Consider the following 14,492-nt stretch of genomic DNA (forward strand, 5'->3'; position numbering starts at 1 on the left):
GCTTCGGCTTCGGCTTCGGCTTCGGCTTCGGCTTCGGCTTCGGCTTCGGCTTCGGCTTCGGCTTCGGCTTCGGCTTCGGCTTCGGCTTCGGACAGGTCTTCTTCTACAGGTTCAGCCGGGTCAACAGGCGTATCTTCCTGCCGCAGATCAGTTTCAACTGCATCATCTGCTAGGAGGGGTTCCACCGGCTTTTGATCGGATTTCTTCTTACCAGCCACCGCAATATTCCCCTTATCGAATCCAAATTCAGATGAATAACAGCCCAGGTTAAGTTAATCGGGGACCTCGCCACCCTCAACCCGCAACACATGTTTCACAAGCTTTTTAACAGCTTTACGCATTTTCTTCGGTGTCGGATGTTTTGCAATCTTCAGGTGCTCATAGTCCAAAGAATAAAGGGGATCAGCCGTAGCCTGGCTGATCGCAACCAGCCAAAGGGGGGCTGATCCGGCCCAGATATCGGCAAAATGTCGCGCCGTGCGCGGCGAGAAAAGCGGAGCAATTATCGGCAGATTTCCTTCGGCGGCCTCGGTGGCCTCGGGTGTTAGCGGCAACAACCGCTGCTGATAGACTGGCTGTTCCCGAACGGTCAGACCAGATTCGGTCAGGCGGCCAGCGATATTACCCCGTGTATGTTCACCCCGCAGGTGCAAAAGCGGGCTTTTGGGCCGATGCTTGAGCAGATGCCCAACCAATTCTTCTGCCGTGGTTCCGACCATCTTGGCCTGCCACCCATACCCTTTCGCGGTACCGGTTGTTGCGGGCCCCACGCAATAGGCCGGCAGAGTGCGGTCAACACCTTTCGAAACCGCCGCATTTACCGCATTAGCCGATGTAAAGATCAATCCCTTTACACCCTTGGTGTCCACCGCATCTGGCAGAGACCGGATTTCCATAATCGGCGAATAGATGGCCTGTACCCGAGATCTGACGCGGGTTGGCAACTGCTCGACAAACCTTTCCGAGGCGGAGCGAGGGCGGGTCATCAACAAAAACAACGTGTGGCGCCTTGACCCTTCAGGATTGTTTGCATCCGCGCAGGGTGATACCCCGCCGTATATACATGATGCAACGGATCAGGGTGATGGTGCAAACACTTACCGTATTGGGTTTGGAAAGCAGCTGTGACGACACAGCCGCAGCTGTCGTGCGCCAGACCGAAGGTGCCAAAGCCGAGATCCTGTCTTCTGTGGTGCACGGTCAAACCGATCTGCACAGCGCCTTTGGCGGTGTCGTACCCGAGATTGCGGCCCGTGCGCATGCCGAGAAGCTGGATGTCTGTGTCATGCAGGCACTGGAGGCCGCCGGTCTGTCACTTCGCGACATGGACGCCATTGCCGTCACCGCCGGGCCCGGTCTGATCGGAGGGGTCATGTCCGGTGTCATGTGCGCCAAAGGGCTGAGCGCCGCCACGGGCTTGCCGCTGATTGGCGTCAATCATCTTGCCGGTCACGCCCTGACACCCCGCCTGACGGACGGCATCGCCTTCCCTTACCTCATGCTTCTGGTGTCGGGCGGCCATTGCCAATACCTGATCGCCCATAGCCCCGAGCAGTTTACCCGCCTGGGCGGTACAATCGACGACGCACCTGGGGAAGCCTTTGACAAGACCGCTCGCCTGCTGGGACTGCCGCAACCCGGCGGCCCGTCTGTCGAGGCTGAGGCCCGTGATGGCGATCCCCAGCGGTTCCGCTTTCCCAGGCCACTGCTGGACCGGCCCGGCTGTGACTTGTCCTTCTCGGGGCTGAAAACAGCCCTGATGCGAATGCGCGACCAAATCGTGGCCGACAAGGGTGGGCTGACCCGTCAGGACCGAGCTGATCTGTGCGCAGGATTCCAGCAGGCCATAGTGGACACATTGGCCGAGAAAACCCGCCGCGCGATTGATCTGTATCTTGATCACAATCCTGCTGATCCCGTTGTCGCGGTTGCAGGTGGGGTGGCTGCCAACTCGGCCATTCGGGCAGCGTTAGAGTCTGTTTGCGCACAACAAGGTGCCCGGTTTACGGCACCTCCGCTGGCTTTGTGCACGGACAATGCCGCGATGATTGCCTATGCGGGTCTTGAACGCTTTCGCACCGGCGCGCGCGACGGTCTGGACCTGACTGCCCGTCCCCGCTGGCCGCTCGATCAACGCAGCCCGGCAATGCTGGGCAGCGGTAAGAAAGGGGCCAAGGCATGAACGTATCTGTCCTGGGATCCGGTGCGTTTGGTACCGCTTTGGCAATCTCGCTATCAGGCAACGGGCCAGTAACGCTGTGGTCCAGAAACGCCGATCAGGCGCGGCAGATGCATGAGACGCGCGAAAACTCCACCATGCTGCCTGGTGTTTCCTTACGCACGAACATCGCCGTAACCGCAAATATCGCTGAGGCGTCGAAGGCTGACATTCTGCTTTTGGCCGTTCCTATGCAGCAATTGCGCAGCGCCTTGCAAGATCACGCCCCGGTGCTGCACGGCAAGACACTGGTCGCTTGCTGTAAGGGGATAGAGTTGGATTCTGGTCTCGGGCCCGTTGCGGTCATCAGGGATGTTGTCTCCGATGCCTCGATCGCTTTGCTGACAGGACCCAGTTTTGCTGATGACATAGCGCGCGGTTTGCCCACTGCGTTAACGCTGGCTTGCGGTGATACGAATCTTGGCAAAACATTGCAGACCGAGCTGGCCACTGCGAACCTGCGCCTCTATCGGACCACTGACACCATAGGTGCTGAACTTGGCGGGGCGCTGAAGAACATCATAGCCATCGGTTGCGGCGCAGCAATCGGCGCGGGGCTGGGGGACAGCGCCCGGGCCGCGTTGATGACTCGCGGTTTTGCGGAAATGCAGCGCTTTGCCGCCCTGCGTGGCGCGCGTCCTGACACTCTGATGGGCTTGTCCGGGCTTGGAGATCTGGTGTTGACCTGTTCCTCAGAGCTGTCCCGAAACTACCGTTTTGGCCTTAGTTTGGGTCTGAACCAACCATTTGACCAACATACTACCGTCGAAGGCGTCGCCACCGCGCGCGCCATGTCAGAGATTGCCGTCAAGGAAGGGCTGGACATGCCCATCAGTACAACGGTGGCGGATCTGAGCCATGGTGCCTACAGTGTGACCGAGGCCATCCAAAACCTGCTCAATCGCCCACTCAAGGAGGAATAACATGCTGATCGCACTCATCGCCCGTGACAAAGCCGGGGCACTGCAAACCCGGTTGGACAATCGCGCGGCCCATCTGGCCTATATCGAAGAAACGGGTGTTGTATCGCAGGCAGGGCCGCTGTTGGATGGCGACGCCATGATCGGTTCGCTGGTTGTGCTCGACGTCGAAGATCTGGCTGCTGCGCAAAACTGGGCAGATAATGACCCCTATGCGAAGGCTGGATTGTTCCAGTCGGTTGAACTGATTCCCTGGAAAAAGGTGATCGGCTGATGGCATATTGGCTATTCAAGTCCGAACCTTCGACCTGGAGCTGGGAACAGCAAATGGCCAAGGGGGATAAGGGCGAGGAATGGGACGGTGTGCGCAACTATCAGGCGCGCAATTTCATGCGTCAGATGGCCATTGGGGATTGGGGGTTCTTCTACCACTCTCAAAAGGACAAGTCAGTTGTTGGTATTGTCGAAGTATGCGCCGAGGCACATCCCGACAATTCCACCGATGATGAGCGCTGGGAATGCGTGGATATCAAGGCCGTCCGGTCCTTTTCCAAACCCGTGACACTGGACCAGATCAAGGCCGACGAACGGCTTGCCGAAATGGTGTTGGTGAAAAACTCTCGTTTATCGGTGCAGCCGGTAACTGACGATCAATGGAAGGCGATATGCGCCTTGGGTGAAACGCAGCCGGATTGACCTGCCGTCCTGTACAAGGTGCAAAACTTCTCAAACGCCCGGCAAGGTGTTATGTTTCCAAGGGCTACGCCGGGTAGGGACCTGAAGGTTATAATTGCTCTGGTCGTAACCGCTTGGTGTTGTTCGGATAAATTCGATATGTTTTGAAAGTTTGAACCCCGTGTCTGACACTGAAAACGGCAACGGGACACTCGATAACACCGTTGCTGCGAAAAGCACGAGAACCTGGGAAGCGCGCCTCAAAGAGGCGCGGGAGAAGCGCGCGTCGGTGCTTGCGGGGGCGCAAGAAGAGGCGCTGAAAGAACCTGCTTCGACCTCTGCGCAATCGGACGTTCTGCCCCCACCGGACGATACAGATACTGAGCAGATCGTTTCCGAACGGGTCCGCTCGCTAAATCTGGACAAGCCACGCGTCAGAAAAAAACGGAAAACTCGGGTCGCGTTAGTACTGGTTGCCCTTTTGTGCGGGGCCGCCTTGCAATGGGTCATTGCAAATCTTTTAGATGACTGGCCAACCGCAGACGCAGAAGATCAGGCCGTTCTGAATGCGCTTTCTGAAACCTTTCTGGCCCCCGAAGAACCGCCTGAGGCCGCGGCCACCAGCCTGCCGGACCCGAAAGACGCCCCTATACCAGAGGATCTGTTGGTTTCAGGGCCCCCTGAGCCTGAGCCTCTCTCAATACCCGCTGACGTCAGCGAACCCTTGGACAAGCCAAATAGCGAGTCAGTCGATCCGGTTGTTTTGGATCAATCCAGTGTAACCCTTTCCCAGGAACCGGAAAACACTGTCATGCCGGAAAGCGAGTTTGCAACCGGCCCGAATCCCGAAGCGGTAACGGAGAAGCCGGAGATTTCCTTGACGCCGCCCAAGATTTTCATTCCTGCCCGGATGGAACCCACGTTGGCCGCCGCGATCGCCTCAGGCATTCAAGCCGCGATTCCTGCCTTGTATGATCCACGACTTCGCAATCCCAATCCGCTGAACAAGGGCGGATTATCGCAGATATCACAGATAACCAATGATCCCGTTCCGCAAGAGATCGACACACCCGCCAACCCGCCCTACGCCGAGGTGAAACCGCTTCTTGTGACGCCGATCATTGATCTTGAGGTCTCGCTTTTTGTACCGTCGAGAGTTTCGCAAGAGACCAGCAACCGGGCGTTGGAACTGCTTGTCCGAGGTCAGGCAACAGTGGTGGCAACAGCTCGGGTGGGATACCGGGTCAGAGAAACCCAGGTCCGGTTTTATCACCCCGATGACGCCGAAAACGCCGCGATGGCCGCCGATGCACTGGGGGGTATTGCACGGGACTTCACAAGCTCGGGCAGCAAGACGCGCCCGGGGCGGATCGAGGTTTATCTGGAAGGCATCGGCGGAAATGCGGACGACAATTCAACCGTTCAACCTGACAACGCAGAAAACCTCATCGCGCGTATTCTTAAAGAGTTCCGATGAGTAATGAGGGAAGGCTCTGACGATACAGAACCTTCCCTACCCCCGCGTGCTCCCTACTCACCACACGCGTATGGAAATATCTGGTTCTGACCGTCCTGGTCACGGATTGACCTTAGCCCAACCGCGCGCAGCGTTTCAAACGCCAAGTCCTTAAAAAACAACTCAAATACGAAACGCCTGCCGGAAAGACGGCAGGCGTTTTAGGATTGCGCGGTAAGATCAGCCGTAAACGGCTTCTTTCCCGAAATGCTTGGTCAGCATGTAATAGACCACGGCGCGGTATTTGTTGCGCTCGGACATGCCATAAGTTTCCATGGCTTTGTTGATCGCTGCCATCAGCTCGGGACCATCTGACAGGCCCAGTTTCTTGATCAGGAAGTTGTTCTTGACGGTTTCCAACTCGGGCGCCTGGCTGGCTGCAACAGTTGCCGCATCTGCGTCATATATTGCCGGACCGCAACCGATTGTGACCTTGGTCAGCAGGTCCATATCGGGGTTCATCCCACATTTGTTTTTCAGATCTTCAGCGTATTTGGCGATCAACTCGTCGCGCTTGCCCATGTCCCAATCTCCTTTATCCGTTAATCCGGCACCAATCACCGATAGCCGAGACTAGACGTGTCACAGGTCAGCCCAAAAGGATAAAATATTGCGTTTCCTCCCCCTTAACCGGGACTGGAAAGCACAGGATGCAAGACCTATCTGCAATACCCCCAGCCCGAACCTTGCAGGTGAAAATGATCCGCGTGCAAGCGATTGAAGTCCGGGCCTAGAACCACACGAAACCAGTCGCACGCGCCCCGCCAGATTTGCCGCAGGAATGCGGGTTCGGGTCCGGTACCCTGCCTGCCATTTAACAGGGTCAGTACGCGGCCATCGGTCGTCTCCACACCGATGATATCGATCGAGTCCGCACGGGCATGGCTGCTCCATCCGTTATTTTCACCCTTCAGGGTGCGCATGCGCCTGCAATTGTAACTTCCGACATGGCGCAAACGGGCAATACCGGTTCCAAGCAGTTCGTACGCAGCCGGCTGCACGACATGGTGTTCCCACATCGTCAGCCGCAATGTTGTGGCGCAACTGGTTTCAACGGCTTCGATGTGCGAAGTGGCCAGCCGGGTCAGTAGACCCCGTGCGGCAATGCCACAGTTCTGATCAATGACCAGATCCTCCATCGCCTCGAAATGAACGCCTGCTTCGGTCAATGTAGCCCGACACTGGGTTTCATCTGCCAAGGCCCGGTTCAGTTGATACCTGGTGACCGGCGTGACCGGCGCGCTGACTTTAAGGTCATGCAATGGGTTCCAGTGAGATGGCACCGGTGTCTTTGGATGCGCCAACAGCACCCAGCCACCGCCACCCAGCACGATCACCACAACCAGAACCCTGAAAACAAAGAACGCCGCCGAGTAAAGAAACTGGCGGCGTCCGTTATTCTGTGTCATCGTCAGACGACAATCAGTAGCGGTAGTGTTCCGGTTTGTATGGACCTTCTGGTTTGACACCAATGTACGCGGCCTGATCCGCATCCAGCTTCGTCAGCTTCACGCCGATGCGATCCAGATGCAGGCGGGCGACCTTCTCATCCAGATGCTTGGGCAGGATGTAGACCTTGTTCTCGTACTGATCACCTTTGGTGAACAGCTCGATCTGTGCCAGAACCTGGTTGGTGAACGAGGCCGACATCACAAAAGACGGGTGACCTGTGGCGTTGCCAAGATTGAGAAGGCGGCCTTCAGACAGCAGGATCAGACGGTTGCCCGAAGGCATCTCGATCATGTCCACCTGCTCCTTGATATTGGTCCACTTGTGGTTCTTCAGGCTGGCCACCTGAATCTCGTTGTCGAAGTGCCCGATATTGCCGACGATGGCCATGTCCTTCATCTCGCGCATATGCTCGATGCGGATCACGTCCTTGTTGCCGGTGGTGGTGATGAAGATATCCGCGCTGGCAACTTCGTCTTCCAGCAGGGTTACTTCGAACCCATCCATCGCAGCCTGCAGCGCGCAGATCGGGTCAACTTCGGTCACCTTCACGCGCGCACCCGCGCCACGCAAGCTGGCGGCTGAGCCCTTGCCGACGTCGCCATAGCCGCAAACCACGGCAACCTTACCGGCCATCATTGTGTCGGTGGCGCGGCGAATACCGTCAACCAGCGATTCCTTACAGCCGTATTTATTGTCGAATTTCGACTTTGTGACCGAGTCATTCACGTTGATCGCCGGGAAAGGCAGGTGGCCGTCTTTCACCAGTTGATACAGGCGGTTCACGCCGGTGGTGGTTTCCTCGGAAACGCCTTGGATCTGGTCACGCATCTTGGTGAACCAGCCGGGGCTTGCCGCCATGCGCTTGGCGATCTGCTTCTTGATCACCTCTTCCTCTTCCGAACCCGGAACTGGGATGATGTCTTCGCCCGCTTCCGCACGTGCACCCAGCAGGATGTACAGGGTCGCGTCGCCACCATCGTCGAGGATCATGTTCGGGCCGTCTTCGAACAAGAAGGATTTATCCAGGTAATCCCAATGCTCTTCCAGCGTCTGACCCTTGATGGCGAAGACGGGAATGCCTGCCTCGGCAATCGCGGCTGCTGCATGGTCCTGGGTCGAGAAGATGTTGCACGACGCCCAGCGCACATCCGCGCCCAGCGCAACCAGCGTTTCAATCAGAACAGCTGTCTGGATAGTCATGTGCAGCGATCCAACGATACGCGCACCTGTCAGAGGTTTGCTTTCCCCATATTCCGTACGCAGGGACATCAAGCCCGGCATCTCGGTTTCGGCAATGTCCAATTCCTTGCGGCCGAACCCGGCCAGCGAAATGTCTTTAACGATATAGTCCACGGCCATCTGGCGCTCCATTTTCGGTAAATCACAGTCCCGGCTGCCCCTAGCACTCCTTGGGGCAGGTGGCAACTTTGAAGACTGTTACCGGAAGCCTGGTGGCCGCTTTCAGCTTGGCGTGCCTTCGATTTTTATCTTTGGTATCGCTTCAAAAAAATCGGTGCCAACGGCAACAATACAACTGATTCCGTTCGCATTGGTAACCAAAACGGTATAGCTGCCCGTTTCCTTCGAGGCCCAAACCTCCATCACAGACTGCGCGTCGCGCGTCTTTTGCAGGCCGCCAAAGGCCAATTCCTCGGCATAGTTTTCCTGCAATTTGGTGACGATGTCGTCGCGCTCTGCACAACTCCGGGCAAAGGCTGGTGGGGCGGTCGCGGCCATTCCAAAGGTCAGGGCAATGGCGAATAAACGCTTGAACATGACAAACTCCTATCGTTTCGCGTTTCACGGTCGAGAGGAGCACACCGGGAGAAGCATGTGCCCCCCTCGGTTTTGATGTCGGGATCATGGCGCGCCGTTTCAAAGCACAAATGCTCAAGAAACTGTTGGCAGCAAGTGATCCAGACAGGTACATCATAGCACAAAAATATGGCGCAATCGCGTCCGGTCAGGCGAGGCATAGCAAAATGGCAACACAACCCAGGGCATGGCAGCGCATGTTATCGGGGCGTCGGCTGGATCTGCTGGACCCGACCCCGGTGGATATCGAGATCGAAGATATCGCGCATGGGCTTGCTTTTGTGGCACGTTGGAACGGGCAGACACGCGGCGATTTCGCCTATTCCGTGGCCGAGCATTCCCTATTGGTTGAGGAACTCTTCGGAAGAATTGCGCCCAAGACACCCGTCAAATGGCGGCTGGCAGCCCTGTTACATGATGCGCCGGAATACGTGATCGGCGACATGATTTCGCCGGTCAAATCTGCCGTGGGCCCCGGTTACGGCGCGCTGGATGACCGGTTGGCGGCGGCGATCCACATCCGGTTCGGCCTGCCCGCTGAGGTGCCAAAAGCGGTGAAACGGCAGATCAAGAAGGCCGACAAGATCAGCGCCTGGATGGAGGCCACCCAGATCGCAGGGTTTTCTGACGCTGAGGCAACGAAATTCTTTGGTCGCCCGGATAAAGCGGTGATGGAGGGATTGGAGATCACGCTGAGACCACCGGTCGAAGTAAGGAAAGCCTACACAGATCGGCACACAGTGCTTCTCGCGCTACTTTAGCGACGTGCAACCTGAACAGCTAAAGGAAATGGTGAAATGAGCGCGAAACGGCCGATTGGGAACCGGATCTTGCTTGCAACAAATTTGGTGCTGATCCTGGCGCTAGCAGCCGTGTTGATCAGAACTGGGTATCTGGCGAAGACAGTACGCAAGCTTACCGGAGCGCATACTCCCGTCACAGAAACTAAACACTATCAGACAATGGTGTGGCTGCACAAACGACCGATTTCCCAAGCTCTCGCGTCACCGAATATTCAAATCGCATTTATTGGTGATTCCATCATCGAGGGATGGCTAACCAGCAACATCGTTTCAAACGCATTGAATCTGGGAATCAGTCGGGACACAACCCAAGGCTTAATAGCAAGGGTGCACCCGGAGCTCATCACTCATGTTCCGGTCTGGTACTTGGGTGTTGGGGTTAATGACGCCCTGAACGACGCACCTCTGGAGGAGGTTCCGAAATATGTTAAGCAGTTAGCGGATGTGTTCACCTCCGTAGACAGATTGATCTGGCGTGCCGTTCTGCCTGTCGCCAGCGAAACTTGGACTATCGAAAACGAAACGTTTCGAACCGCCTACAACATTGCAGCACAACAAACTTGCTTGGAAATGGGAAACTGCACGTTTCTCAACTCCCCTCCCGGGTATAGTAATAACATCGACAAGTGGACATCGGACGGCCTACACCCCAATCCAATCGGTTATCGTCACCTGACACAGCAGCTTTGCGCTGAAATAAAGTGCTCCCTTCAGTGACGCTGAGTGGGGTTTTTGCGGTGATTAGGTTATAGTCTCAACGCGGACTACGCTTCGCCAGTATCCGCTGCAAGGTCCGGCGGTGCATGTTCAGCCGCCGCGCCGTTTCGCTGACATTGCGGTCACACAGCTCATAAACCCGCTGGATGTGCTCCCAACGCACGCGGTCCGCGCTCATCGGGTTTTCCGGCGGCGGGGGCAATTCGTCACCCTTGGCCAGCAGCGCATTGGTGATGTCGGTGGCGTCGGCGGGTTTCGACAGATAATCGGTTGCGCCGATTTTTACCGCGGCGACTGCGGTCGCAATCGCCCCGTACCCGGTCAGAACCACAACCCGGCTGTCGGGGCGCTTTTCGCGCAGAACCTCAACCACATCCAGACCATTGCCATCCTCCAGTCGCAGGTCAACAACTGCGTAAGCCGGTGGGCGGGCGGTGGAAATTGCACGACCTGCGGCGACGGATCCTGCGGTTTCAACCTCGAACCCACGCTTTTCCATGGCCTTGGCCAAACGTCTCAGGAACGGCTCGTCATCATCCACCAAAAGCAGGGATTTGTCAGGGCCGATATCAAGCTGAGAACTGTCTGCCATATGTTAGGTCTTTCCGCTATTTCATGCCTTTGGCTTAAACATGAGTAATAGCAGCGCAGAAACAAAGGTCAAACAACCTTGTTAATGCGCAGCCTGGTCCAGAAAGCACCCGACCTTGTCCGCCATCTGTTCGGCCGTGTCATCGCGCTTGAAGAATTCAAGGAAACCATGTTCGGGCGTCACCAGATAGGTGAAGGTGGAATGGTCAACAAGATAGAATTCGTCGCTTTTATCCTGTGCCTTGTAAAAGGTCTTGTAAGCCTTGCTCGCCGCCCTGACCTGTTCGGGTGAACCGGTCAGCGCAATCGTCTTACCGCCAAGATTGAAGGCATAATCATCCACAACCTCGGGCGTGTCCCGTTCGGGATCGATCGAGATGAACAGCGCCGTTGCCGACTGCCCGCGCTGGTTCAGGATATCCACGGCCTCAACATTGCGGGACATGTCAAACGGGCAGACATCGGGGCAGAATGTATAGCCGAAATAGACAAGTGTGGGTTCGGTGATAACGTCTTTGTCGGTCACCGTCTCACCTTTGCCATTCACCAGTTCAAACGGCCCGCCGATAGCAGCGGTCCCCCCGGCGATCTGCCCGGACCGGCACTGTGCAAACTGGTCGTCGGATCCGCCCCCACGCGTCAAAAGCCACATCGCACCTAGGCCAATAGCCAGAACGAGAGTTGCAAGAATTGCGTATAGGCGGGTCATTTCGGTTTTCCGGTCGCAAGGAGTTGTTGATCGTTTCGGCCGGGACACCTAACAAGATGACCAGCCTTTGCAACAGGACATAAGCGACCAATGGCAGATTCCAATCAGACTTTTTGGCGCGGCCAGGAACGCAGCAGCTGGATCCGCCTGCGCACCCTTATCCTGTTGCGATGGGTTGCCATCTTTGGTCAGATCACCGCCATCACCGTGGCCCAGCAATACTATCATGTGCAGCTGGAACTGGGCCTGTGCTATCTGGCCATCGGGATCTCGGTCATGGGTAACCTGACCGCCATTCTGTTGTTTCCACAGAATAAGCGGATGTCCGAGTTCGAAAACTTCCTGATGGTTCTGTTCGATCTGTTGCAACTGTCGATCTTGCTGTATCTGACAGGCGGGCTGAACAACCCCTTTGCCCTTCTGCTTCTGGGGCCGGTCACGATTTCTGCCAATGTGATGAGCACACGGTCGACCTTGATTGTCGGGGCTGTTGCAATTGTTCTGACCACTCTGCTGGCGGAATTCCACCTGCCGCTGCGGACCAACATCGGGGTGGTTTTGGACATTCCGGAAATCCTGCTGTTTGGCAACTGGGCGGCTATTATTATCGCCATCGTCTTTATCGGTGCCTATTCTCACCGCGTCAGTTCCGAGGTTCAGTCCATGTCCGAAGCGCTGGCTGCCACCCATATGGCGCTGGCGCGCGAGCAAAAACTGACCGATCTGGGCGGCGTGGTCGCCGCCGCCGCGCACGAGCTGGGCACCCCTCTGGCAACAATCAAACTGACGAGTGCGGAACTGATCGAAGAGCTGGACGACCGTCCCGACCTCAAGGAAGACGCGGCCTTGATCCGCGAACAGGCCGATCGGTGCCGCGACATTTTGCGCGATATGGGTCGTGCCGGAAAAGATGACCTGCATTTGCGGCAGGCTCCACTTTCAACAGTGGTGAACGAAGCCGCCGAACCGCATGTTGACCGGGGCAAGGTCGTTCATTTTTCGGAAGGCCCGGCGCAGGACGGAGATGTGCTGCAACCCTCGATTCTGCGAAAGCCCGAGATCATTCACGGACTCCGCAACCTGATACAGAATGCCGTAGATTTCGCCCGCGCCAATGTCTGGGTCGAAGCCGAATGGACGGACAGCAAAATCACCGTCAGCATCATGGATGACGGGCGCGGCTACCCGTCGCACATGATTGGCCGCATCGGTGATCCCTTCATGCGCCGCAGACGGGCCGAAGCCGACCTGCGAACCCGTCCGGAATACGAAGGCATGGGACTGGGGCTGTTCATCGCAAAAACGTTGCTGGAACGCAGCGGCGCCGAACTGAAATTCGCTAATGGCTCGGATCCGTATCAGCGTCTGACCGATCAAAAAGACAGGACAGGTGCAATCGTCAAGGTCTCGTGGCCGCGCAACCTGATTGACGCGCAAAAAGGTGACACTCCGGTTCCATCCGGTTCCAACAAACGCATTCAAGTATGAGTTAAGGAGCCGTTAACCTATCCTGCCCATAGTCAGCCGGGGTTTGGTTCTACCTTGGGGAAATTAATGGCCGATTGGATCATTCTGGCCGCGATCAGCCTGGTATCGGGATGCTTTGCCGTACAGTGGTTATTGCCACGCCAGACGCGACGCGACGATGTCTTTGGCTTGTTTTCAACAACATCCCTGTTTGATGCGGTATTCCTGTTTGATGGTGATCACCTGATCAGCCACTCCGATATCGCGCTTGCCGGGTTCGAGCATGTTGGAAGCTGGCAGGATTTGCACCGCCTGCTGAAAAGAGATTTCCCCACCTTCCCCGAAACACCCGAAAAAGTTCGCGACCAAAACGTACTGGTAATCTCGGCCATTGATTGCACAGTCGAACGCGAAGTGGTGTGTGAATGGATCGACGGGATTGTCCGCGTGCGTCTGCACGAACCGGCCCGAATCTCTCCGACCAGGTCAAGCGCGCTGAGTGAACCGAGCCGTCTGGCCATGGAACAGGCCCCCTATCCGGTATGGTTGCTGGATCACAACAGCCAGGTGCAGTGGTGCAATGCAGCTTATGTCACGCTTGTTCGCCGGGCACGTGGTCAGGATGCCGATCTGACTGCCCCACTGTTCCCGGACACCTCTGATGCTCCGTCGCTCGGAAAATCAAGAGTGGCGGTGGAAGTGACAGGAACCAACAGCAAGTTGTGGTTCGACCTGACGCAGATCGTGCAGGACGACGGGCGGTTATGTTACGCCACAGACATCAACGCTATTGTCGAAGCGGAAACCGCGCAACGCAAGTTCGTGCAGACCATGACCAAGACCTTTGCTCAACTTTCGATCGGCCTGGCCATTTTCGATCGCAACCGGCAACTGGCGCTGTTCAACCCGGCCCTGATCGATCTGACCACGCTGCCGCCGGATTTCCTCAGCTGCCGCCCGAAAATCAGCAGTTTTTTCGACCGGCTTAGGGATCAGCACATGATGCCAGAGCCCAAGAACTACCGTACATGGCGGCGTCAGATGAACGACCTGCTCGAAGCAGCCGAGGGCGGTAATTATCACGAAACATGGTCGCTGCCCTCTGGCTCAGTTTATTCTGTAAGCGGCAGGCCGCATCCCGATGGGGCCGTTGCGTTTCTGTTCGAAGATATTACTGCCGAAATCACGTTGACGCGACGCTTCCGGTCCGAGATGGATCTGATGCAATCCATATTGGACAAGCTGGCCGATGCAATCGCTGTATTTGCCGATGATGGCACCCTGGCCCTTACCAACTACGCCTACGAAAAGCTTTGGGGCGACGCACAGGAAATCGGCTTTCAGACCGACACGGTCACCGATGTTACGCGGCGGTGGCAGGACCATTGTATTGCTACGCCGATCCTCGGAGAGATCCGGGATTTTGTCGAAATGCGGGATAACCGGGCGGAATGGACGGCTGAAATCCGGATGCGGTCAGGCATCACTTTGGACTGCACGGTTTCACCAGTTCATAACGGTGCGACGATCGTGCGGTTTGCACCCGTGGATCTTCTGACAAAAACCGCCCCGTTGGAACAGATCAGCGCCTGAACCGGGGTTGCAGCCG

General features: G+C 56.7%; 17 protein-coding genes. 9 read left to right on the top strand and 8 right to left on the bottom strand.

Going from position 1 to position 14,492, the window contains the following annotated elements; all coding sequences use genetic code 11:
* Positions 1-218, bottom strand: a 218-nt coding sequence (locus ACR0ID_RS18295) for a hypothetical protein (RefSeq protein ID WP_480521350.1), incomplete at its 3' end; no start/stop codon positions are given.
* A 54-nt stretch (positions 219-272) separates the two neighbouring features.
* Positions 273-986 carry a uroporphyrinogen-III synthase gene (locus ACR0ID_RS18300; protein WP_480607680.1) on the bottom strand — a complete coding sequence of 238 codons (714 nt, stop codon included), beginning with the start codon at positions 984-986 and terminating at the stop codon, positions 273-275.
* A gap of 98 nt (positions 987-1,084) precedes the next feature.
* Here ACR0ID_RS18300 and tsaD point away from each other — a divergent pair, with 98 nt between their 5' ends.
* The 5 genes from tsaD to ACR0ID_RS18325 all read left to right on the top strand — a co-directional run bounded on the left by tsaD (position 1,085) and on the right by ACR0ID_RS18325 (position 5,290).
* Positions 1,085-2,182, top strand: coding sequence for a tRNA (adenosine(37)-N6)-threonylcarbamoyltransferase complex transferase subunit TsaD (tsaD, locus tag ACR0ID_RS18305; RefSeq protein WP_480607682.1), 1,098 nt, complete (start codon positions 1,085-1,087; stop codon positions 2,180-2,182).
* Complete coding sequence (locus ACR0ID_RS18310; protein ID WP_480607685.1) at positions 2,179-3,141, top strand: NAD(P)H-dependent glycerol-3-phosphate dehydrogenase; 963 nt, start codon at positions 2,179-2,181, stop codon at positions 3,139-3,141. Before tsaD ends, ACR0ID_RS18310 begins: the two co-directional genes overlap by 4 nt.
* A gap of 1 nt (position 3,142) precedes the next feature.
* A complete protein-coding gene (locus tag ACR0ID_RS18315; RefSeq protein ID WP_480482615.1) occupies positions 3,143-3,412 on the top strand; it encodes a YciI family protein in 270 nt (89 codons plus the stop codon).
* A complete protein-coding gene (locus tag ACR0ID_RS18320) occupies positions 3,412-3,834 on the top strand; it encodes an EVE domain-containing protein (protein WP_480474453.1) in 423 nt (140 codons plus the stop codon). The genes ACR0ID_RS18315 and ACR0ID_RS18320 overlap by 1 nt, the downstream gene beginning before the upstream one ends.
* A 160-nt stretch (positions 3,835-3,994) precedes the next feature.
* Positions 3,995-5,290: a hypothetical protein gene (locus ACR0ID_RS18325; RefSeq protein WP_480607689.1), complete on the top strand. Its 1,296-nt coding sequence runs from the start codon at positions 3,995-3,997 to the stop codon at positions 5,288-5,290.
* A 219-nt stretch (positions 5,291-5,509) separates the two neighbouring features.
* Here ACR0ID_RS18325 and ACR0ID_RS18330 read toward each other — a convergent pair whose 3' ends face one another.
* From ACR0ID_RS18330 to ACR0ID_RS18345, 4 genes are all read right to left on the bottom strand, one after another.
* Positions 5,510-5,851: a DUF2853 family protein gene (locus tag ACR0ID_RS18330; RefSeq protein WP_480496375.1), complete on the bottom strand. Its 342-nt coding sequence runs from the start codon at positions 5,849-5,851 to the stop codon at positions 5,510-5,512.
* Between the two features lie 137 nt (positions 5,852-5,988).
* A complete protein-coding gene (locus ACR0ID_RS18335; protein ID WP_480607692.1) occupies positions 5,989-6,738 on the bottom strand; it encodes an extensin-like domain-containing protein in 750 nt (249 codons plus the stop codon).
* A gap of 13 nt (positions 6,739-6,751) precedes the next feature.
* Positions 6,752-8,140 (bottom strand): adenosylhomocysteinase, encoded by a 1,389-nt coding sequence (gene ahcY / locus ACR0ID_RS18340; RefSeq protein WP_480555974.1) that lies wholly within the window; start codon positions 8,138-8,140, stop codon positions 6,752-6,754.
* 102 nt (positions 8,141-8,242) lie between these two features.
* Positions 8,243-8,557, bottom strand: coding sequence for a hypothetical protein (locus ACR0ID_RS18345; protein ID WP_480607695.1), 315 nt, complete (start codon positions 8,555-8,557; stop codon positions 8,243-8,245).
* A 206-nt stretch (positions 8,558-8,763) separates the two neighbouring features.
* On the opposite strand from ACR0ID_RS18345, the gene ACR0ID_RS18350 reads away from it, so the two are divergent.
* Positions 8,764-9,357 (top strand): HD domain-containing protein, encoded by a 594-nt coding sequence (locus ACR0ID_RS18350; protein ID WP_480506833.1) that lies wholly within the window; start codon positions 8,764-8,766, stop codon positions 9,355-9,357.
* 36 nt (positions 9,358-9,393) lie between these two features.
* The gene (locus tag ACR0ID_RS18355) at positions 9,394-10,116 is read left to right on the top strand and encodes an SGNH/GDSL hydrolase family protein (protein ID WP_480482602.1); all 723 of its coding nucleotides are present in this window, start codon (positions 9,394-9,396) and stop codon (positions 10,114-10,116) included.
* A gap of 37 nt (positions 10,117-10,153) precedes the next feature.
* Here the strand turns inward: ACR0ID_RS18355 and ACR0ID_RS18360 are convergent, their stop codons facing one another.
* Positions 10,154-10,708 carry an ActR/PrrA/RegA family redox response regulator transcription factor gene (locus ACR0ID_RS18360; protein WP_050604676.1) on the bottom strand — a complete coding sequence of 185 codons (555 nt, stop codon included), beginning with the start codon at positions 10,706-10,708 and terminating at the stop codon, positions 10,154-10,156.
* An 81-nt stretch (positions 10,709-10,789) separates the two neighbouring features.
* Complete coding sequence (locus ACR0ID_RS18365) at positions 10,790-11,416, bottom strand: SCO family protein (protein ID WP_480607698.1); 627 nt, start codon at positions 11,414-11,416, stop codon at positions 10,790-10,792.
* Positions 11,417-11,506: 90 nt separating this feature from the next.
* On the opposite strand from ACR0ID_RS18365, the gene regB reads away from it, so the two are divergent.
* Both regB and ACR0ID_RS18375 read left to right on the top strand, forming a co-directional pair.
* Complete coding sequence (gene regB / locus ACR0ID_RS18370; protein ID WP_480607701.1) at positions 11,507-12,904, top strand: sensor histidine kinase RegB; 1,398 nt, start codon at positions 11,507-11,509, stop codon at positions 12,902-12,904.
* Positions 12,905-12,970: 66 nt separating this feature from the next.
* A complete protein-coding gene (locus ACR0ID_RS18375; RefSeq protein WP_480607703.1) occupies positions 12,971-14,476 on the top strand; it encodes a PAS-domain containing protein in 1,506 nt (501 codons plus the stop codon).
* The last annotated feature ends 16 nt before the right edge of the window (positions 14,477-14,492 follow it).

The sequence above is a fragment of the Ruegeria sp. AL2 genome (assembly GCF_056540845.1).